General features: G+C 30.8%; 24 protein-coding genes and 2 tRNA genes. 4 read left to right on the plus strand and 22 right to left on the minus strand.

What is annotated here, in order from left to right:
* The 12 genes from ACFWUA_RS04450 to ACFWUA_RS04505 form a co-directional block, all read right to left on the minus strand.
* The gene (locus ACFWUA_RS04450; RefSeq protein WP_416199172.1) at positions 1–1,761 is read right to left on the minus strand and encodes a V-type ATP synthase subunit A; all 1,761 of its coding nucleotides are present in this window, start codon (positions 1,759–1,761) and stop codon (positions 1–3) included.
* A gap of 4 nt (positions 1,762–1,765) precedes the next feature.
* Entirely contained in the window at positions 1,766–2,395 is a 630-nt protein-coding gene (locus ACFWUA_RS04455; protein WP_416198957.1) for a V-type ATP synthase subunit E, read from the minus strand.
* Positions 2,396–2,406: 11 nt separating this feature from the next.
* Positions 2,407–2,712, minus strand: coding sequence for a V-type ATP synthase subunit F (locus tag ACFWUA_RS04460; protein ID WP_416198958.1), 306 nt, complete (start codon positions 2,710–2,712; stop codon positions 2,407–2,409).
* Positions 2,713–2,714: 2 nt separating this feature from the next.
* Positions 2,715–3,137 carry an ATP synthase subunit C gene (locus ACFWUA_RS04465; RefSeq protein ID WP_416198959.1) on the minus strand — a complete coding sequence of 141 codons (423 nt, stop codon included), beginning with the start codon at positions 3,135–3,137 and terminating at the stop codon, positions 2,715–2,717.
* A 15-nt stretch (positions 3,138–3,152) separates the two neighbouring features.
* Positions 3,153–5,102, minus strand: a complete 1,950-nt coding sequence (locus tag ACFWUA_RS04470; RefSeq protein ID WP_416198960.1) for a V-type ATP synthase subunit I — start codon at positions 5,100–5,102, stop codon at positions 3,153–3,155.
* The gene (locus tag ACFWUA_RS04475) at positions 5,102–6,160 is read right to left on the minus strand and encodes a V-type ATPase subunit (protein WP_416198961.1); all 1,059 of its coding nucleotides are present in this window, start codon (positions 6,158–6,160) and stop codon (positions 5,102–5,104) included. Before ACFWUA_RS04475 ends, ACFWUA_RS04470 begins: the two co-directional genes overlap by 1 nt.
* Before the next feature lie 12 nt (positions 6,161–6,172).
* On the minus strand, positions 6,173–6,490 hold the full coding sequence (locus ACFWUA_RS04480) for a hypothetical protein (RefSeq protein WP_416198962.1): 318 nt from the start codon (positions 6,488–6,490) through the stop codon (positions 6,173–6,175).
* 214 nt (positions 6,491–6,704) lie between these two features.
* Positions 6,705–7,274 carry an indolepyruvate oxidoreductase subunit beta gene (locus tag ACFWUA_RS04485; protein WP_416198963.1) on the minus strand — a complete coding sequence of 190 codons (570 nt, stop codon included), beginning with the start codon at positions 7,272–7,274 and terminating at the stop codon, positions 6,705–6,707.
* A 1-nt stretch (position 7,275) separates the two neighbouring features.
* Positions 7,276–9,039, minus strand: a complete 1,764-nt coding sequence (iorA, locus tag ACFWUA_RS04490) for an indolepyruvate ferredoxin oxidoreductase subunit alpha (protein WP_416198964.1) — start codon at positions 9,037–9,039, stop codon at positions 7,276–7,278.
* Positions 9,040–9,178: 139 nt separating this feature from the next.
* Positions 9,179–9,646, minus strand: a complete 468-nt coding sequence (locus ACFWUA_RS04495) for an Hsp20/alpha crystallin family protein (protein WP_416198965.1) — start codon at positions 9,644–9,646, stop codon at positions 9,179–9,181.
* 344 nt (positions 9,647–9,990) lie between these two features.
* A tRNA-Glu gene (locus tag ACFWUA_RS04500) sits at positions 9,991–10,065 on the minus strand.
* 14 nt (positions 10,066–10,079) lie between these two features.
* Positions 10,080–10,153 (minus strand) — tRNA-Gln (locus ACFWUA_RS04505).
* A 134-nt stretch (positions 10,154–10,287) separates the two neighbouring features.
* Between ACFWUA_RS04505 and ACFWUA_RS04510 the strand changes: the two genes are divergently transcribed.
* Positions 10,288–10,695, plus strand: coding sequence for a hypothetical protein (locus ACFWUA_RS04510; protein ID WP_416198966.1), 408 nt, complete (start codon positions 10,288–10,290; stop codon positions 10,693–10,695).
* A gap of 18 nt (positions 10,696–10,713) precedes the next feature.
* Here the strand turns inward: ACFWUA_RS04510 and gltX are convergent, their stop codons facing one another.
* The 5 genes from gltX to cobT form a co-directional block, all read right to left on the minus strand.
* On the minus strand, positions 10,714–12,186 hold the full coding sequence (gene gltX, locus ACFWUA_RS04515) for a glutamate--tRNA ligase (protein ID WP_416198967.1): 1,473 nt from the start codon (positions 12,184–12,186) through the stop codon (positions 10,714–10,716).
* Between the two features lie 115 nt (positions 12,187–12,301).
* Positions 12,302–12,865 carry a histidine phosphatase family protein gene (locus tag ACFWUA_RS04520; protein WP_416198968.1) on the minus strand — a complete coding sequence of 188 codons (564 nt, stop codon included), beginning with the start codon at positions 12,863–12,865 and terminating at the stop codon, positions 12,302–12,304.
* Entirely contained in the window at positions 12,856–13,593 is a 738-nt protein-coding gene (gene cobS, locus ACFWUA_RS04525) for an adenosylcobinamide-GDP ribazoletransferase (protein WP_416198969.1), read from the minus strand. Before cobS ends, ACFWUA_RS04520 begins: the two co-directional genes overlap by 10 nt.
* Complete coding sequence (cobU, locus tag ACFWUA_RS04530) at positions 13,590–14,126, minus strand: bifunctional adenosylcobinamide kinase/adenosylcobinamide-phosphate guanylyltransferase (protein WP_416198970.1); 537 nt, start codon at positions 14,124–14,126, stop codon at positions 13,590–13,592. The genes cobS and cobU overlap by 4 nt, the downstream gene beginning before the upstream one ends.
* Positions 14,127–14,130: 4 nt before the next feature.
* The gene (cobT, locus tag ACFWUA_RS04535) at positions 14,131–15,198 is read right to left on the minus strand and encodes a nicotinate-nucleotide--dimethylbenzimidazole phosphoribosyltransferase (RefSeq protein WP_416198971.1); all 1,068 of its coding nucleotides are present in this window, start codon (positions 15,196–15,198) and stop codon (positions 14,131–14,133) included.
* Positions 15,199–15,384: 186 nt separating this feature from the next.
* Between cobT and ACFWUA_RS04540 the strand changes: the two genes are divergently transcribed.
* Genes ACFWUA_RS04540 through ACFWUA_RS04550 form a run of 3 tightly spaced genes read left to right on the plus strand, consistent with a single transcriptional unit; the run spans position 15,385 to position 17,305 of the window.
* On the plus strand, positions 15,385–16,254 hold the full coding sequence (locus tag ACFWUA_RS04540; protein WP_416198972.1) for a DUF5685 family protein: 870 nt from the start codon (positions 15,385–15,387) through the stop codon (positions 16,252–16,254).
* The gene (locus ACFWUA_RS04545) at positions 16,251–16,811 is read left to right on the plus strand and encodes a J domain-containing protein (protein ID WP_416198973.1); all 561 of its coding nucleotides are present in this window, start codon (positions 16,251–16,253) and stop codon (positions 16,809–16,811) included. The genes ACFWUA_RS04540 and ACFWUA_RS04545 overlap by 4 nt, the downstream gene beginning before the upstream one ends.
* Entirely contained in the window at positions 16,802–17,305 is a 504-nt protein-coding gene (locus ACFWUA_RS04550) for a hypothetical protein (protein WP_416198974.1), read from the plus strand. The genes ACFWUA_RS04545 and ACFWUA_RS04550 overlap by 10 nt, the downstream gene beginning before the upstream one ends.
* A 9-nt stretch (positions 17,306–17,314) precedes the next feature.
* Here the strand turns inward: ACFWUA_RS04550 and ACFWUA_RS04555 are convergent, their stop codons facing one another.
* The 5 genes from ACFWUA_RS04555 to ACFWUA_RS04575 form a co-directional block, all read right to left on the minus strand.
* Positions 17,315–18,694, minus strand: coding sequence for a sodium-dependent transporter (locus ACFWUA_RS04555; RefSeq protein WP_416198975.1), 1,380 nt, complete (start codon positions 18,692–18,694; stop codon positions 17,315–17,317).
* 263 nt (positions 18,695–18,957) lie between these two features.
* Positions 18,958–19,545, minus strand: a complete 588-nt coding sequence (locus ACFWUA_RS04560; RefSeq protein WP_416198976.1) for a CDP-alcohol phosphatidyltransferase family protein — start codon at positions 19,543–19,545, stop codon at positions 18,958–18,960.
* 17 nt (positions 19,546–19,562) lie between these two features.
* Positions 19,563–20,573, minus strand: coding sequence for an ABC transporter ATP-binding protein (locus ACFWUA_RS04565; protein ID WP_416198977.1), 1,011 nt, complete (start codon positions 20,571–20,573; stop codon positions 19,563–19,565).
* 12 nt (positions 20,574–20,585) lie between these two features.
* Positions 20,586–20,909, minus strand: a complete 324-nt coding sequence (locus ACFWUA_RS04570; RefSeq protein WP_416198978.1) for an ABC transporter permease — start codon at positions 20,907–20,909, stop codon at positions 20,586–20,588.
* 11 nt (positions 20,910–20,920) lie between these two features.
* Positions 20,921–21,397 (minus strand): ABC transporter permease, encoded by a 477-nt coding sequence (locus ACFWUA_RS04575; RefSeq protein ID WP_416198979.1) that lies wholly within the window; start codon positions 21,395–21,397, stop codon positions 20,921–20,923.

Raw genomic sequence — 21,397 nt, forward strand, 5'->3', positions numbered from 1 at the left:
CTATTTAGAGTATTTTTCCTCTAATACATCATAATAATTATCTATCTTTTCATTTAAAACTTTTATACCCTCTAAATTGTCATTTGGAATAGTATATTTCATCTTTATGACATCTTCAAAGAGTTCATTTTCCTTGACTTGAGAAATAGGAATACCTTTTTTAATACATATAAAACCTCTTTCATAAAGTTTAAATATGGTTTTTAGCATCTCAAATTGCTTTTTTAGCGGAACAAAAGTGTCCTCTTTGTGAAAAGCATTTTGTTGTAAAAATCCAATCTTTATTACTTTGGCAATTTCAAGTATAAGTCTTTGTTCATCTGGAAGTACATCTTCTCCTACAAGCAAAACTAAATCTTTCAATTTATCTTCTTCATACAATAATTTCAACATCTTACCACGCAAAGCAATTACATCTTCTTCTAATTCCCTTTCATAAAAATCCCTAAGCATTTCTACATATCCACTATAACTTGTAAGCCAATTTATAGCAGGATAGTGCCTTGAATAAGCCAACTCTCTATCAAGAGCTAAAAATACATTTACAAATCTTTTAGTGTTTTCCGTAACTGGCTCTGAAAAATCTCCTCCTGCTGGAGATACTGCCCCTATAATAGTTACAGAACCCTCTTTCCCATCCAATGTAGTCACATAACCTGCTCTTTCATAAAATTCAGCAAGTCTTGTAGGAAGATAAGCAGGATAGCCTTCTTCTGCTGGCATCTCCTCAAGTCTCCCTGATATTTCTCTCAATGCTTCAGCCCATCTAGATGTGGAATCAGCCATTATAGCTACATGATAGCCCATATCCCTAAAATATTCAGCTATAGTTATACCTGTATAAATACTAGCTTCCCTTGCAGCTACAGGCATATTTGAAGTATTTGCTATAAGTACAGTTCTTTCCATAATAGGTTTATTGCTTTTAGGATCTATAAGTTTAGGAAAATCCTCAAGAACTTCTGTCATCTCATTTCCTCTTTCTCCACATCCAATATAAACTATGATATCTGCATCAGACCATTTTGCCAATTGATGTTGAGTCATAGTCTTTCCTGTACCAAATCCTCCTGGAATAGCAGCAGTTCCACCTTTAGCTATAGGAAAAAATATATCCAATACTCTTTGACCAGTGACAAGCAATCTATCTATAGGGAGTCTTTCCTTTACTGGTCTAGGGGTTCTAACAGGCCATTCTTGATACATTCGAAGTGGATATCTTCTGCCATTTTTATCTTCAACCACTGCCAATTCTTCTTCTATTGAATAAGTTCCACTTTTTTTAACTTCTACAATTTTTCCGCTAATTCCAATGGGAACCATTAATTTGTGAGTAATAAGAGATGTTTCTTCTACTGTAGCAAAAACTTCTCCTTCTTTCACAAAATCTCCTATATCAACTAAAATATTTGTGGGCCACAATTTTTCCTCATCAAGAGAAATAAGGCCTACTCCTTCTGGTATAAAATTCCCAAATTCTTCATTCATCTTCTTTAGTGGTCTTTCTATTCCATCAAATATATTTTGAAGAATTCCAGGACCTAATTTCAAGCTCAAAGGCTTTCCTGTAGAATAGATATTTTCTCCTTTTTTTAGTCCCTCAGTTTCTTCATAAACCTGTATTATACCTTTATCTTCTTCTATTGAAATCACTTCACCTATAAGTTTTTTTTCCCCAACTAAAACCATTTCTCTCATCTTAAATCCTGACATTTCTTCCCCCAATATGACAGGACCATTTATCATACTTACCTTTCCCATTATATCAGTCAAGGATATCACCTGCTTTTTCCAATTTCTCATACAATTTTTGCCCAATTAAATATTTATTTTCCTCTATCTTTGCTTTAAAGCTTTGGTCTATTAAATAAGTCCTATCCTTATCAGAAATCAAGAAACCGCCAATTATATCTTTATCAGCTTCTTCAAACACAATTTCTTTTTCAAATCTATTAGCTAAAGCTAAAATTGATTGTCTATATTTTTGACTATCCTCTTGTTTTAAATACAAAATTATATCTTTTTCACTCATTTCGCAAAAAGTTTTTCCCAATTCTTCAAGAAAATACTTTTCATATTCTTTTGATTTAGAAAACTCTTTGCCCTTTTCTTCTATGCTCAAAAGTAGTTCTTTAAGCAATTCTTCTTTTTTCTTAAGGATTTTATTTCTTTCTTCTATTAGAGCTTGTGATATCTTCTCATTTTTTATCATTTCACCATTTTTGGTTTCTTTTTTAATGATTTCATCTCTTTTAGATAAAGTTTTTTCCCTGTACTCATCTAAAATGATTTTGTTTTTTTCTTGTAGCTGGCTTAAAGTCTTAGAAAAATTCTCTTTTTCTTTTTCTAAAACTATTTTATAAAATATATTTAACTTATCTTCTACTGTAATCAAAATTCATCACCTCAAATTTTAATACCTATAGATTCTCTTATATATTTAGTGATAAAGTCCTTTTCTCTCATGCCATGTCTATCTGGAATAGTCACTATAAGCGGAATATTTTCTCTTAATTTTATCTTAAACACTTCTTCTCTCACTTCATCAAATACATTTTCTGTTAAAAGTATTATTCCTATAGCTTCATTTTTCATTGCTTTTTCTAATTCTGCCAATATATCTTCTCTTTCCTTTGCTAAAACTCCATTTATTCCAGCTAATCTCATCCCTACTAGAGTGTCCTTATTATCACTTATCAAAAAAGACTTCATGCTTACAATCTCCCCAATATAAGTATTGAAACTATAAGACCATATATTGCAATACCTTCAGCCAATCCAACAAATATAAGAGTTTTACCTAATATTTGAGGTTCTTCTGATACTGCTCCCAATGCTGATGAGCCTACTACACCTACTGCATATCCTGCTCCAATAGTTGCCAATCCCGTTGAAAGAGCAGCTGCTATAAATCCCAATCCTGAAGCTGATTGAACACTAGCTGTTTCTGCCTGTGAAAAATTTGGAACTAGCAAAATAATAGCTGACACAAGCAATGGTATAAAAGCATATAAATTAAACTTTAGTACTTTTTTAAGCTTTTTCTTATTTGTTTCCCTACCTTTATATAGAAAATATACTCCTGTTCCAATAGTCATTAAAACTAAAATTATAGTTGATACCATTATAAAATTCATTTTTTTACCTCCTCATTAAAATTTTATTGGTTTAAATTCAATACCTTCTCCTTCATAATACCTACTAAACAATTCATAATATTCAAGTCGCAATCCTTGAATAAAAACTATTAGCCCTTCAAGACCAATTATGATTATATTTCCTATAAGTAAAACTATTACATTTCCTAGTTGTGTACCTATCATTTTACCTATAGTCTGAAAAGCTATAAATAACCCTACGTGAGTGAGAGCAAAAGCTCCAACTCTTATAAAAGAAACTGTACCACTAAGCATACTTAAAAGTGTTTCCAATATAGAAAAGCTGCTTTCAATATAATAGCTTGAAACATCTTCTTCATAAAGAGGCCTTTTCTTTAAAAGAAGATTAGAAAGAGGTTCTTTAAAAATCATAAGAGCTATAAATATCACAGCAAATATTTCTCCAATTCCCATAGGAATAATAGTTTTCCCCAAAAGTTTTCCTCCTAAAAGCAACAGCAGCAATATATAAAATCCAAAACCTGCGACTCCATTTTTACCAAACAATCCTTCTTTTAAATCTTTTCTCTTTATGCTATTTAAAATACTATATATATAACTTATAAATATTAGAAATACTCCTATGACTACTGCACTTATCAAAATTGTATTTATATTTTCAAAGGGTCTGATTAAAAGAGCAGGAATTACATCTTCAAATCCAAAAAATGCACCATAAAATACTCCAAAAATCATTGAACTCAGGCCAAGCCTAGTAAGTATCTGCCCAAATACTTTATTTTCTTGCTTTCTTAAAAGCAAAAGGCCACCAATAAATAAAATCATCCCTTGCCCTAAATCTCCAAACATAGCCCCAAATAAAAACATATAAGTAATACTTAAAAATGGAGTTGGATCTAATTCGTTGTAAGATGGTATTCCATACATTCTCACCAAAGTCTCAAATGGCTTAAATATTTTGTTGTTTTTCAATTTCGTTGGAATTTTTCTATTTAACATTTCATTTTCATCATTAAAAACAACAAGCAATCCCTCATACTTAGATAAAATATTCTCTATTTCAGCCCTATTTACCTCTGGAACCCAAGCAGAAAGATAGAAAAAATGGTTAGAACAAGCCATTTGTTCTTTTGCTTCATCTATTTTTTCACTCATATAAAATTTTGCCAAAAAATCTTCAACTTCTTCTAAATAAGCATCTTTTAATTTATTTAAAGATTCTTCTAGTTCACTGATTTTCTTTGCAATTTCTCTTCTCTTTGCTTCAATATTTTTTAATATTTCTTCTGGTGTACCAGAAAAATATTCAGGAACATATATTTCTTTGAAATTTAAAGATTTTAAAATCCTTTCAGTTTCCTCTTTTACACTATCAGGATATATAATTAAATAAACTTCTCCATTTTCACTACTTCCTGTATGAAATACTATTGCCAATATATTTTCATAATTTTTCCTAAGTTTAATTCTATCTTCTTTAGAAAGGACTCCAAAGACATACTTAAAATATTCAAGTCTTCTTAAGTCATCTATATTTACATCTACATCTTTTATATACACAAAATTCCTATAAAATTCATCTATCTGATTTAATTCTTGTTTTAGAGAATTTATTTCCCTATAAGGCTTCATCAATTTATCATATACTATATTTATAGATTCAATAGCTTCATCTAAATCATATTTTTCATTCAAGCAAAGTGGGTTTAATTTTATATTTCCTCCATATATATCCTTAAATTCTTCTATCTTATCCATACAATCTTTACAATATTTTTTGTTTTCAAAAGTCGTAATAGAATTTAGTTCTATAACTTTTTCTACATTCCTATCATCTACATTGAACATAAAGCTATTTTCTTCTATTTGTTTTAGAGCATTGACAAGACTCACTTTCCCCGACAAGATCAAATCCTTCACTACATTGTCAACTTCATCTATATCCCCTACAATACTCATCATAGACATCTTTTCCACTGCCATTAGACATCACTTCCTTCAATTTTCCTTACAAGATATTTTTTTCCCTCATTTAAATCGAGCCCATATCTTATAGCTTCTATGGTTGAATATAAATCCCTCATCTCATACTCTAATAGATGAATATAAGCCATAGCAACTGTAATATCCATTTTCCCCTTTCTATAGAGTTCTATAAACTGAAAATAGATGTATCTTTCAATTCTTCTCTCCATAAATAAGTCTACATCTTGCTGAGTATCAAACAAAAAATTATATTTTGAATTAAGTACTTTTTCTATAAACTTATCTTCTTCTAAATAGCAAAATTCTCTTATATCTTTAAAATTGTATTTATAGCCACCTTCAATAGTATAATTTATTAGTTCTTCTGGAAGCAATTTATAGTATTTAATTCCCCTATATATCCATTCTAAATTAAGCAAATCAATATTTTTACCAAGAAAATCTTCAAAAATTTTTGAATCCAATTTATCCAGTTTTAATCCTTGCTTCTTTATAGTTTGAAAATAAAATCTATCTAAATTCATCTCCATATAAAACAAAAGTCTTCTGTCTTCTTTTCTTAAATAAGGTTTTAATATTTCATAATATATGGTCCCACTTAAATTTTCCACAAACTCTTCAATATCCTTTGAACTAGATAACTTTTCATAATTTAAAACTCTAAATTTGGCAGGATATACAGTGTGATTTACTAATTTTTCAATATCTTCACCTTTAGAAAGCACTCTAAGATAAAGTTTCAAGTCTTCTATTTCATATCGCATAAAAATTGATCTAAATAATTTTTTATACTCCCCATTAAAATAATGGAGCAATTTTTCATATTGAAATAAAACATATGCTTTTATCAACTGTTCCAATTCTCTTCTATGAATATTATTTATATTTACTTCCTTTAAAATCACTTCATAGTTTGTATTTTCTCTTAAGTAAGAAGCCAATTCTTCTATGGATTTACATTTAAACAGATTTATAAAATCTTCATCTGTAAGAAGATTCCCATTTAGCACTCTTATTTTAGTATTTATTGCTGCAAATCTTCTTTCATTTCCCATGCTTTCAACCCCTTACTTCTTAATATCAAATATTTGTATAAAAAGCTCATCTTCTATTTTCTCTTTTTCATCTTCATAAATTTTTTCAATCCTTCTATATACAGCCTCTCCCCTATCTGTAATTTTTTTAGCCTCTTCTTCTCCTTTCATTGCCAATTTATTATATATTTCCTTGCCATCTTTTTTAGCTTTTTCTATTATCTCTGTTTCTATATCATTCATTGCTTGCTTGAGTTGCTTTTCATTTTCCCTTTTTATCTCTTCAGTTTTATTTCTAATTTCTATAGCTTCTTTATCAATATCAATTATTTTATTTATGATATCTTCCATTTTTATCACCCCATGACTACTTGATTATACTCTTAATATATTTGTTGTAAAATTACATTTTATGTATTAATTAGCCTTTATAAAGGTTTTTATACCATTTAATCTTATTCTTTGAAATAAAACATATATTATTGCAATAAATCTTTAATTATCAAACTAAATTGCAATTTCTTATTTTTTTAAAAAAACACCCTCTTTCGAGGGTGTTTTCTAACTAAAGCTGCATTCCACTTTTAAATGCTTCAATATTTACTTCATGAACTCTTTCAGGTAAATTCTCTTTGATAAGTTTTATCCAATCTATATTTTCAAGTTCTAACGCCTTTACAAGGCAACCCAACATTACAATGTTTTGAGCTTTTACTTCTCCTAAATCTTCTGCTACTTTTCTTGCATTTATAACCTTTATATTTTCAACTTCTTTTTCCAATGCTTCTATGACGCCATCTGGATATTTTTCTTTTCCAGCAAGTACTGGCAGTGGATACATTTCTACATCATTAACTATAAGTTTCCCACCTTTTTTCAGTTGATTTAAATATCTTGCTGCTTCTATCTTTTCAAAGGCTATCATAACATCTGCTTCACCTTCTCCAATAGATGGTGAATATACTTTTTCGCCAAATCTTATTTGAGTAGTTACACTTCCTCCTCTTTGAGCCATTCCATGAATTTCTGACATTTTTACATCATAACCTTCAGCTATTAGGCCTTGAGAAAGAATTTTCGATACCAATATAGTTCCTTGTCCACCAACTCCTACCAACAATAAGTTCTTAACCATATTATTCACCTACCCTTTCTATAGCATCAAATGGACAAACTTGCTTACAAATAGTACATCCATTGCAAAGGGATTTGTCTATACTTACTACATTGTCCTTCACAGATATAGCTGGACAACCAATTTTTAGACAAGTCTTACACTTTCTACATTTTTCCTGATTTACTTCACAATACATATCTTTTCTTCTTCTTTGAACTTCCTTGATAAGTGCACAAGGTTGTTTTGTAATGATGACAAAAGGTTCTGTAGCTTCATAAGCATCTTTTACAGCAGCATTTGTTTGCTCCAAATTGTAAGGATCTACTACTCTTATGTTTTCATCTTTTATGCCCACAGCTTTAACTATAGATTCAATATCGACTATTTGAGTAGCCTCTCCCATCAAAGTCTTTCCTGTTCCTGGATTTTCTTGATGTCCAGTCATAGCTGTAATTCTATTATCAAGTATGACCATTACCATATTTGTCTTGTTATAAACTGCATTTACAAGGCCAGTCATTCCTGAATGGAAGAAAGTTGAGTCTCCAACAAATCCAAATACCTTTTTATCTCTTCCTGCTATCTTAAAGGCCTTCTCAAATCCCAATCCTGCACTTATTCCTGCACCCATACAGATAACTGTATCTCCAACATTTAGTGGTGGTGCCATGCCAAGAGTATAGCAGCCTATATCACTTGTAACTACTATGTCTTTAAGTTTGCTTACAGCATAGAATATTCCTCTATGAGGACATCCAGCACAAAGAGCAGGTGGCCTAGAAGGAACTTGTACATCTGCATGATAAGTTTCTCTTTTTTCTTCTTTAACTAATGCCTTTCTAATAATATCTGGGCTCAATTCCCAACATATTGGAATGAAATCTTTTCCTATACATTCTATTCCAAGTGCTTTCACAGTATTTTCAATATATGGTTCATTTTCTTCTATCACATATACTTTATCTACAGCTTTTGCAAATTTAACTATCATTTCCTCTGGAAGTGGATAAGTAAAACCTATCTTTAAATATGAAGCATTGTCTCCAAATACCTCTTTTGCATGTAAATAAGAAATTCCACTTGTTATAATTCCAATTTTTTTATCTCCCCATTCAATTCTATTTAGAGGAGTATTGTTTGAATACTGTCGCAATCTTGGAAGTCTTTCTGTTTCTATCTCCATATGTTTTACTTTAGAGTTTGCAGGTACCATAATATATTTCTTTATATCTTTTACATATTCTTTAACCCCTACTTCTTGCCTTTCGCCAAGTTCGACTAAACCCTTGCTATGACATACTCTAGTAGTCACTCTCAACAATACTGGTGTATCAAAAGTTTCACTTATTTCAAAAGCATATTTCATGAAATCTTTACATTCTTGACTATCAGATGGCTCTAACATAGCCACTTTTGCATGAGGAGCATACAATCTATTGTCTTGTTCATTTTGAGAACTATGCATTCCTGGTTCATCTGCCGTCACTACAACAAGACCTCCATTTACCCCTTCATAAGCCATTGTAAATAGTGGATCTGCAGCCACATTCAATCCTACATGTTTCATAGTCACCATTGCTCTCGCTCCAGCTATTGAAGCACCACTTGCAACTTCCAATGCTACTTTTTCATTTGTAGACCATTCTGAATAAATTTCTTTGTATGTGGAAACGTTTTCTAATATTTCAGTACTAGGAGTCCCTGGATAAGCACAAGCTACTAGACATCCTGCTTCATAGGCACCTCTTGCAATAGCTTCATTGCCTGTTAAAAGCTTTTTCATATACTTTCCCCCTATCTATATACTATACTTCTTATTCTATTATAACAAATATAACTTAAGAATTGAAAAAATATGAAAAATATTTAACATAGTTGTAAATAAAAAGATAGAAGGTAGGAAGTTCCTACCTTCTATCTTTTTATTCAATTGGGATTTGATTGTTTTTAGGTGAACTAGGCTCAACTTTAGGCAATTTCACAATAAGAATTCCATCTTCAAATTTTGCTTTTACATTATCTGCATCTACATCATCTACATAAAAACTTCTAGACATACTGCCAAAACGTCTTTCTCTTCTAATGTAGTTTTCCTTTTTCTCTTCTACTTCTTCTTTCTTTTCTGCTGAAATTGTCAAAACATCATCTTTAAGTTCTAATTTTATATCTTCTTTGCTTACTCCTGGAAGTTCTGCTTCCAATATATACTCTTTATCATTCTCTGATATGTCTACTCTAATTCCACTGTTGTCCATTGGGAAATACTTTGGAAAACCTGAGTCTGAATAAAAACTTTCTAGCATAGAATCAAACATTTTGTCAAAATCCCAAGGGTCTCTTATCACATCTAAATCTCTTCTTCCTTTTCTGTAAGGTGTCAAGCCAAACATAATATCGCCTCCTAATATTTATTATTTATTTGACTTTGACTTTCCTTGACCTTCTATTTATACTTTATCATCTACATTTTATATATTCAAGTATTGATAAAGCGTGATTTTATGCAATAATTCACAATAGCCAAATTTATTTAAATATTTCTTATTTTTTCTCACGTTTTCTTCATATATTTACTTTTTAAGCATTTTCTTTTACTTATTCACTTTCATTTTTCATTCCTATTTTGATTTCCCAATAATATTTGAGAAGTCTTTCTATTGTCTCTGAACAAAATTATACTGTTTTAGTATATTTTTGATGCAAAATTAAAAACACCTATTTAGGTGTTTTTTTGTGGTAGCCCCAAGGAGAATCGAACTCCTGATTCTGCCGTGAGAGGGCAGCGTCTTAACCGCTTGACCATGGGGCCATATATATTTTTAATGGCTCCGGGACTAGGACTCGAACCTAGACAATGTGATCCAGAGTCACATGTGCTACCATTACACAATCCCGGATCGACATCCGACAAAGTATATTATACAACTTATTTTAAAATATATCAACCATGATTTTTTGTAAAATACTGTTTCTTTTATTTTTCCAATAGTATATAATTTATTTGATAGAAATTTTATAAGGGGTGTTTTGTATGAACAATGAAGAAAAAATATTACACCTTTTGGAAAATATGCAAAGTGACATAAAAGACTTGAAAGCTGGACAAGAGAGACTTGAAGCTAGGCAAGAAAGACTTGAGACTAGACAAGAAAGACTTGAGACTAGACAAGAAAGTTTAGAAAACAGACAAAAAGGATTGGAAAATGAAATAAAGGAAAATCGAAAAGCTATCGTCAGCATGGAAACCACTCTAGTAGACAAAATAAGGGGATTATATGACAATCGAGAAGTTGTAAATGACAAATTGGATTCACTAAATGAAAAAGTTGATAAACTTCAAATTGATGTGAATACATTAATTATTAAAACTGCCTATAATGATAGTCGAATCATTAGACTTTATGCAAATAACAAGGATGAAAATATTTCAAATGAATAAAACTCCCTTAAGGGAGTTTTATTCATTCATATTCTCTATATATTCTATTGCCTTATCTATTCTTTTTATACATTCTTTCCTCCCCAATATAGAGATGATATCAAATAGCCCAGGCCCTACAGTTTTACCTGACAATGCAAGTCTAGTAGGGTGTATAATATCTCCACCCTTTATTCCAAGTCTGTCAATTAAATCTCTATACTCTTTTTCCACTGTTTCCACATCAAAAGCTGGAGCATTTTCAAGAGTCTCCTTGCCTTTTTTTAGAAGTTCTACTACTCCTTCTTTTTTAAATCTCTTTTTTACGCCTTTTTCATCATATTCTTCTATATCCTTGAAAAAATAAGTACTAGCTTCTGCTATTTCAGGAAGCAATTTTACCTTTTCCCTAACTGCTTCGACTACTCTCTTTATATAGTCATATTTTTCTTCTATTTCAGCTTCTTCTATTAGTCCTCTTTCTATAAAATAGGGAATAGATTCTCTCACAATATAATCTAAATCCAGTTCTCTTAAATATTGGCCGTTCATCCAAGTAAGCTTATCTACATCATATATAGCCGCAGTTTTTGAAACTTTGTCAAGAGAAAATTTTGCCAGTGTATCCTCTACAGAAAATATTTCTTCATCTTCCCCAGGAGACCAGCCCAATAGAGTTAAATAATTGACTATTGCTTCTTTTAGATATCCTCTTTCTCTAAACTCCTCTACACTTGTAGCCCCATGCCTTTTACTTAATTTACTTCTATCTGGGGCAAGGATCATAGAAATATGAGCAAACTGTGGTATTTCATATCCTAAAGCTCTATATATATGAATTTGTTTTGGAGTGTTGGATAAATGTTCTTCTGCCCTTATGACATAATTTATCTTCATCATATGATCATCTACTACACAAGCGAGATTGTATGTAGGCATTCCATTTGATTTCATGATTATATAGTCATCTAATTGAGTATTGTCAACTGAAACCTTTCCTCTAATTAAATCTTCTACTTCAGTGGTTCCTTCCTTTGGAATCTTTATCCTTATGACATAAGGCTTTCCTTCTTTTAAGTTTTTCTCTACTTCTTCCTTTGAAAGATGGCTACATTTTCCTGAATATCTGAATGGAAGTTTTTTCTTTTTTTGTTCTTCTCTCTCTTTTTGAATATCTTCTTCAGTACAAAAGCAATAGTATGCTTTTCCTTCTTCTACAAGCCTCATTATCTCTTTAGTATACAGTTCTCTTCTCTCCGATTGAAAATATGGCCCATAATCTCCTCCAACTTCTGGTCCTTCATCCCAATCCATACCGAGCCATTTCATACTAGATATTATTTGAGATACTGAATCTTCCTTAAGCCTCTCTGTATCTGTATCTTCTATTCTCAAAATAAATTTGCCATTATTTTTCTTTGCAAAATAATAATTGAATAGAGCTGTTCTTGCACCTCCTATATGCAAATATCCTGTAGGACTTGGTGCAAATCTAACTCTTACATCCTCCATAATAAAACTCCTTTCAAATAAACTGATTTGCTATTTAATTAATAATATTATACCACTAATACAGTGTAAACAAAAAACTTATGTAAAACTGGATTGTTCCAGTTTTACATAAGTTCTATTTATTCACATTCTTTATATATTTATAGCCTTCCCAAATAGATATGGTTGTAAGACTGCCATTATCTAATTTAAATCTATAAAAATATTCTACATTGTCAAATACCCAACATAGAGCACATCTTATAACTCCTTCATGAGTTATAACTAATGCATTTTTATCTTTTGACACAATATCTTCTAAAAAATTTGCTGTCCTGCTGTAAAGATCCATCAAGCTTTCCCCATTTGGTATTCTATAATATATATAGTCATTTGTCCAAGTATAGGTTTCTTCAGGATAATCTCTTTTTATTTCCTCATAGGTTTTTCCTTCAAATATGCCAAAATTTATTTCCTGTATCCTTCTATCAAAATCACCTTTTAGCCCTAGCAATTCAGCAGTTTCCATTGTTCTTTTTAATGGACTTATATATACCCTTTCAAAAGAAATATCTTGTACCAGTTCTTTTGCCTTGAGTATCTGTTCTATCCCTATTTGAGACAATGTAGTATCAAAACTTCCATATACACCCCTTTTATTCTCTTTTGTTTCTCCATGACGAATAAATATTATATCCATAGCGTCGTCCCCATAAAAGCTAGCAATGAAATTATTTCTGTAATTTCTATACTAGCTCCATATACATCTCCTGTAAAACCTCCAATAGTTTTGTAGGTCTTCAAAGTTATCAAAAAAGCTCCAAACAATGAAAAACTCAAAGGTATCAGATACAGTGGATTTATGAAAAAAATAACTAAACTATATATTATTGCTCCCGTCAAGGCATATTTTTTAGGTTTACTTCTAGCAAACATATCTCCTATCCCACCAGGTCTAGCTATCTTGGTAAAAGACATAAGAATAGCTGCTATAAGTCTTCCATTCCCACAAGAAAGAGCAAGTATGAGAGGAACATTTTCACTTATATTGGATAAAAGTATGTATTTTAAAAGTATATCTAATACTATAGCTACTACACCATATGTACCAGCTCTACTGTCTTTCATTATCTCAAGTATTCTATCTTTGTCTCTAGCAGAAAAAAAACCGTCAAAGGTATCTCCCAATCCATCTAGATGGAGACCTCCTGTAAATATTACAATGGATGTTATAGCTAAAAAAGATGCTATATCAGTATTTACATAAGAAGATAGATAATATATAAGTCCGGCCAGCCCTCCAATAATCATTCCAGTGAATGGGAAAAAAAACGTGCTCTTGGATAAGTTTTTCTCATTAAAATCTATAGGTATATTTATAGGTATTCTTGAAAGAAATTGAATAGAAAGTATGAGTCCTTTTATCATTTTATCTTCACCGGTATACCGCAACATACCAAATATACTTCGTCAGAAAGTTGAGCTATTCTCTGATTTACTCTTCCTTGAATATCTCTAAATACTCTACCTATATGATTTTCTGGAACTAAGGAATCACCAACTTCATTAGTCACCATGACAAGACTATTTCCTCTTTTATTTATTTTATCTATAAGTTTTTTCAATTCATTGTAAATAGCATCTTCTACGGTTTTCTGAAGTTCTATGGATATTCTCTCTTCACCTTTTGTCATATCGTACATAATATTTGACGTAAGAACCGTTATACAATCTAATAAATAATGTTTTTCCTCTCCCAATGCACTATCTAAATCATAGTTTCCTTCAAAAGTTCTCCAAATACTTGGTCTAGATTTTCTATGGAGTTCTATTCTGTCCTCCATTTCTCCATCGGTTATTTTAGATGTAGCAATATATACTACATCCTTTTTCCCTTCATATATTTTTTCAGCAAAAAAACTTTTCCCACTTCTTGCTCCACCTGTCACTAAAACAATCATTTCATCACCTGATATCTATTAGTTTATCCCCATCAAGAGTAGCTTCATCAAATGTAGCCATATGGTCCATCACATATAGTGCTGAATCTATCACTTGAAAAGCGAGAGGACATCCTGAACCTTCACCAAGTCTCATTTCTAAATCAAGCATAGGCTTAACTCCTATTTCCTTTGCCATATAAATAGCTCCTGGTTCTTTTGAAAGATGCGATGGGAATACGTATTCTTTAACTAATGGATTCAATCTCACAGCACAAAGAGCTGCTGCTGAAGAAATAAAACCATCTATAACTATTGGTTTTCTATTTTTCGCTGCTGAAAGAAAGCAACCACACATCCCAGCTATATCAAATCCTCCTACTTTTGATATAACATCAATTGGATCTTCTCTATTTGGTTTATTTATCTCAATAGCCTTTTTTACGCAATTTATCTTGTTTTCATATTGCTCTTCTGTAAGCCCTGCTCCCTTTCCACAAGTAATCTCTGGCTCAAGACCTGAAAAAACACTCAATACTGCACTGCTAGTAGTAGTATTCCCTATACCCATTTCTCCTGTACCAAGAATGTCTACTCCTTCACTATAGAGCCTATCCGCAACTTCTATTCCCACTTCTATAGCTTTTATAGCTTCTTCACGGGTCATACTAGGGCCTTTTGTCATATTCTTAGTGCCGTAATTAATTTTTTTGTTAAGTATTTTGGGATTATTAAATTCTCCATTAACTCCAATATCTACTATCGTCACATCTGAATTTGCAAATTTAGAAAGAACAGATACTCCTGTAAGCCCCTTTGTCAAATTTTCAGTAAGAATTTTTGTAAATACTTGTGGAGGAGCACTTACTCCTTCTTCTACTACTCCATTGTCTGCACACATAATGACTATATTTCTTTTTTCAATACTATTGTGAGGCTTTCCTGTAATGCCAGCCATCTTTATAACTATATCTTCCAATATTCCAAGACTGCCTATAGGTTTTGCTAAATTATCCAATCTTTCACTGGCAATTTTTTTTGCCTTTTCATCTGGTGGTGCTATAGCTTTTAAGGTTTCTTTAAAAAGTTCCATTTTATCCCTCCATTATTGGTAGTATTAATCATTCACTATAGTAGGTACTACAACGGATTGTCAACATTTATTATATTATTCTTATGTAGTCTAGTCAAACAGTTTATACCAGATAAAATTCAATTTCATTGAAAGAACAATACCTTTATGATATATTAAATTTAAAATATCATTATGGAGAAAAAAATGTTTGGATATGTAATACCATGTAAAATGGAACTAAAAATTAAAGATTATGAAAAAGTAAAAGCGTATTATTGTGGATTATGTAGAGCTATAAAATATAACTTTGGAAATATGCCAAGAATTACAATAAACTATGACATGACCTTTTTAGCCATATTTTTAGATGCACTTGATAGCCATAAAAATGAATATATACATAGCAATTGTATTCTTCATCCATTTAAAAAAAGAAATTTTATTGTCAACAATTCTCCATTAGAATATGCATCATTTATAAATGTAATACTGGCTTATCATAAACTACTAGATGATATAGATGATGACAATTCTTTTAAGAGTAAAATTTTTTCAATCTTATTAAAAGGATATTTAAAAAAAATTCCCACACAATATATTAAAACAAAAGATCATATAGTGAAAAAACTAGAAAAACTATATTCTTTAGAAAAATCAGGAAATGTAGAAAATTTAGATGAACTCAGTCATCCCTTTGGAGAACTTACGGCTCATAGCATACTTGATTACTATAATGATGAAAAATATCAAGAAAATCTATACTATTTAGGATATAATTTAGGAAAATGGATTTATATAATGGATGCCTTTGATGATTTAGAAAAAGATTTAAATCACAATAAATTTAATGGTATAAATGCAGTTTTAAATAAAGACAATTTGCCTTATAATGAATTTAGGGAATCTGTTAAAAGTAGAATAAACTTTATTTTAACTTCTTATGCAAGAGAATGTTCAGAAATATTAAATTCACTGCCTATAGAAAAAAATGATGAAATTCTATACAATATATTCAACTACGGATTGCTAGAAAAAATGGATTTTGTATTTAAAAAGGAGGAATCTACCAAATGAAAGATCCTTATGAAGTACTTGGTGTAAATAGAAATGCATCTCAAGAAGAAATAAAAAAAGCTTATAGAAAACTCGCCAGTGAATATCACCCAGATAAATATATAGATAACCCTCTTAGAAATTTGGCAGAAGAAAAAATGAGAGAAATAAATGAAGCCTATGAATATCTCATGAAAAATAATGGAAAATATCTTTCTGAAGAAGAACTTCTATACAATGTAAGAATTGATATTCAGCAAGGCAATTTTTCTGAAGCTGAAAGAAAATTAAATTCAATAAATAATAGATCGGCAGAGTGGTTCTTCTTAATGGGAATCATAAACCAAAGAAAAGGTTGGTATGATGGAGCTTATGATTGTTTTCAAAAGGCTCATTCTATGGACCCTGGAAATAGGGAATATAATCAAGCTTTCAATTCACTAAATAGAAGAAATGACAATTATAGAGAACCTTATGGAAAAGATAAAGATCATGATCTCTGCCAAATTTGCACAACCCTATATTGTTTAGATTGTCTATGTGAATCTATGGGAGGCGATTTTATTCCATGTTGCTAAACAAGAGCAAAGCTGTTGCATACGGAGGAATATTGACTGCTTTAGGGGTCATTTTTATATATTTAGGGACTGTTCTTGCCTATAACAAATTAGCCATGCTCTTTTTTGCTTCTCTTATGATACCAATAGGAATACTTCTTATAGGGACTAAGTATGGTATATACATATATATTTCTACTTTAGTATTATCCCTTTTACTTGTAGGTTTCCGAGAAATAACTCTGTCTTATATCCTCTTTTTTGGCCCCTATGGAATCATAAAAAACTATATAGAAAAAATGGGCAAAATTCCCTTTGAAATAATTTTAAAGCTTCTATATTTTAATTTAGCATTATTTATCTCATATAAAATATATGGGCTCTTTATTTCTACTCCTACAAATATACAAATGCCTCTAATGCAGATATTTATATTACTTCAACCTGTCTTTTTAGCTTTAGATTATGTGATGACTTTATTTATACATAAGTTCAAGAAAAAATATAAGGCCTAATTTAAGGCCTTATATCAATCCTATTCCAGCTAAAAATACTATAATTATAGCAATAGGTGCAATAAATTTTAATATAAAATAGAAAATTCCCATATATCCTGCATTTATGCTACCTTCATTGGTCAATTGATTTTTAATGATGTTCTTATCTAATTTCCATCCTACAAACAAACTAGTTATGAACGCTGCAATAGTCAAGAAATAATTAGCTGTTAAATAATCTAAAAAGTCAAAGAAGTTTTTGCCGAAGAATACTTCCCCTGACAATGGCCCGTTAGAGAGAGAGGCAAATACTCCCAATATAGTTATAAGCAGTGTACAAATAGCTACAGCTTTCTTTCTATCCATATTAAATTTCTCTATTGCATAAGATACAACAACTTCTAACAAAGATATGGTACTTGTAAGTGCTGCTAACCCTAGCAACAAGAAAAATAATATTGAGAAAATATATCCTCCTGGCATTTGACCAAACACATTTGGCAATGTCATAAATACTAATCCAGGTCCACTATTTGGTGCTATTCCAAATGCAAAAACTACTGGAAATATTGCTACACCTGCAAGCAATGCAATTAAAGTATCAGCTATAGCAACATTTAAGCTTATTTTACCAATTTTTTCTCCTTTGCTAATATATGAACCATATGTGATCATAATACCCATTCCTAAACTTAAAGAAAAAAATGAATGCCCTAAAGCAGCAAGTATAGCTTCTCCTGTAATTTTTGAAAAGTCAGGTTTAAATAAAAAGTCAAGTCCAGCTTTCCCTCCTGGAAGAGTAATTGCTCTTATATCCAATATAATAACTATGACTAACAATAGAGGAACCAATAGCTTAGAATATTTTTCTATTCCTTTTTCTACTCCCGTAGCCACCACTATACCAGTTATAGCCATAAAAATGATTTGCCATATGATAGGTCGAATAGGACTGGAAACAAAAGAAGAAAACATTTTCCCAATTTCTTCCGCTCCAGCACCTGCAAACTGATTGCCAAAAGATTTTACAATATACTCCAATGTCCATCCAGCTATAACTCCATAAAATGCAAGAATCATAAATGCAGACAATACACCCAATACACCACTAATATACCATTTAGAACCTGGAGCCAATTCTTTAAAAGAATTTATAGCATCTTTTTTGCTTTGTCTTCCAACTAAAAATTCAGCCAACATTATTGGGATACCTATTGCTGCTACACAAATTAGATAAACTAAAATAAATGCACCCCCGCCGTACTTCCCTGTAATATAAGGAAATCTCCATATATTACCCAATCCTACTGCCGAACCTATTGCTGCTGCCAAAAGCCCAAAACTACTTTTAAAGCTTTCTCGTTCTCCCAAACTTCGATTAATACTTTTTACATGTTCACCACTCATCCTTAAGCCTCCCCCTATATATATTGTTAAGTCTCAATATAATAGTTTTCTGTCCAAATGTCAAGGAATTTTCTGAATTATCTAAAAATTAACGAAGTTTTTCTAGCATCTTTCAATTTCCTCATGAAACTAATCTCACAAAATAGCTATTATGTATTTTTTTATATTTTTCTCAGCTCCTAAATATCAGTTTTTTTGTTAATTCATTGACTAGTCTTCTAAATCACCCTTTTACTCAGCTAAATTGTCTGAATAAATTTTTCTCATTTATCTAGAAGTTTTTTCGCTTCAAATAGTCTTTGAAAAGCAGTAAATAGCACTAATGATGCATATATAAAAGTAATGATGCTTAAGTACTTATTAAATAATATCATTAAAGAAAATAATATAAATCCTTCTGTTCTCTCCATGACCCCTGCTTGATAATAAAAAGATTTCATTCCCTTTTTCTCAGACAATGCACCTACAGTTAAGAACACAGTCATTGAAATTATTATTGTTGAAGATAAAAACAACAATTCCATCCTTGAATCTGGAAACCTTAATCCCAGAGCTATTATAACTGACAACTCTACTATTCTATCAAAGGTAATATCCATTAATGTTCCCCAGGCTGTTGTAGTTTTCTGATATCTAGCAACTTCACCATCTACCGCATCTAAAAGTCCTGATATCCATAGTACAATAACAGCGAAAATTTCTTTTTCAAAATAGGCTAATATACCCGAGAATATTCCTACCAAAAAAGCTATTTTAGTAATAGTATTTGCAGTAAAATGTAGTCTTATGAAAATATTTGCAACACCTTTTATTAATGGATCCACATACTTTCTTCCATGTGTGTCTAACATTTTTATACCTCCTACCTCTAAAAAAATATTCCTTTTTCATAATCTATTGAAATAGAAACTTCATCACCTATTTGAAAATTCATATTAGGATCAGCTATTAATTTAATTTCTAAATCTTGTACTTTTACAGTGTAATATATCCTATCTCCCGCATATTTTTTTACTTTTATTATACCCTTAATATCAGTTTCACCTGGAGAATATAACTTTATATCTTCAGGTCTAATCATTAAACTAATTCCTTTATTATTATTAAGATTTGTTTTAAATTTACAAATTCCACTAACAAAATATCCATCTATAATGCTACCATCAATATAATTTTTTTCTCCTAAAAAATTAGCCACTTTCTTAGAGCAAGGCCTTTGATATAATTCTAATGGAGTTCCAAATTGCTTTATTTCTCCATCTAACATAATCGCCATTTTGTCTGAAGTCATTAATGCTTCTTCTTTATCATGAGTAACCAATATTGTAGTAATATTAAGTTGCTTTTGTATAGCAAGTATAAAATCTCGCATATCTTCTCTAAGTCTCACATCTAGATTAGAGAATGGTTCATCAAGAAGAAGTACCTTAGGCTCAATTGCCAACGCTCTAGCTAGTGCAACCCTCTGCTTTTGTCCCCCTGAAAGTTCATGGGGCATTTTTTTATTACATTCTTCTAATTGAACTAGCTCTAACATCTTCTTTACTTGTTTCTTTCTTATTTCTTTATCTACCTTTGCCATTTTTAGACCAAAGCCTACATTTTCTTCTACATTTAAATGTGGAAATAAAAAATAGTCTTGAAATACTATTACTGCTCCCCTTTTCTCTACTGGAACCGTCAATACTGATTTCCCATTAAATAATATATCTCCTGTATCTGGTTTTAACAATCCAGCAATAATCTTTAAAGTAGTAGTCTTACCACAACCTGATGGACCTAATAGTGATATTAATTCTCCTTTAAAAACTTCAAGATTGATATCAGCCAACACTTTTTTGCCATTAAAACTCTTAGATATATTTTGTAATTCAATCATATTAATTCTCCTTTAACTATAAAAGAAATTGCCATTTTTGTAATAATGCCTTATAGCTTTTTCCATTATCATCAAACATATAAGAGTAGTCAAGATAAATACAATACTAAAAACTGAGCCCATCATCCTATCTCCACTTTGAATAAATGGGAACATCATCATAGAAAAAGTCACTACTCTTCCACCACCAATTAAAAAGGTAAGAAAATATTGACTAAAAGATACAATAAAAATCATACTACTTGCAGAAATTATTCCCGGTGCTATTAGTGGAAGTGTTATATATCTAAAGGTTTGAAATGGACTAGCTCCCAATACCTTAGCTTGCATTTCCATAGTTTCTCCTATTATTTCAAAAACACTTGAGAGTATCTTAACACCATATGGAATACAAGGAATACGAGATGAATCAGTACAACTCCAAAAAAAGTATTTGCAATACCCATCTTTAAAAAAGAAAGGTGTATTCCCATAGCAACTGCAACTGTAGGCACCATTACAGGTGCAAATATCAATATTTCAATTAATTTCTTACCTTTGAAATCATAAACTCCCAATGCCTTCCCTGCTGGAATGCTTATTATCAATGTAATAATGGTCACAACAGTAGAAAGCCAAACACTGTATAAAAGCGTTTTTAGCGATTTACTATTAGGATTAAAGAAATACTTCCATCCTCTAAGACCATATTCCTTTGGTAGTAAATATGGCCAAGGCCATTTTTTTGTAAAACTCCAGATTAATATGACTATAAGAGGTAATACCAAAAATATTAAAAAAACACAAGTTATAATTCTATATAATAAATTCTTATTATTACTCAT

The organism is Sporanaerobacter sp. (genome assembly GCF_047830725.1).
Taxonomy (GTDB): domain Bacteria; phylum Bacillota; class Clostridia; order Tissierellales; family Sporanaerobacteraceae; genus Sporanaerobacter.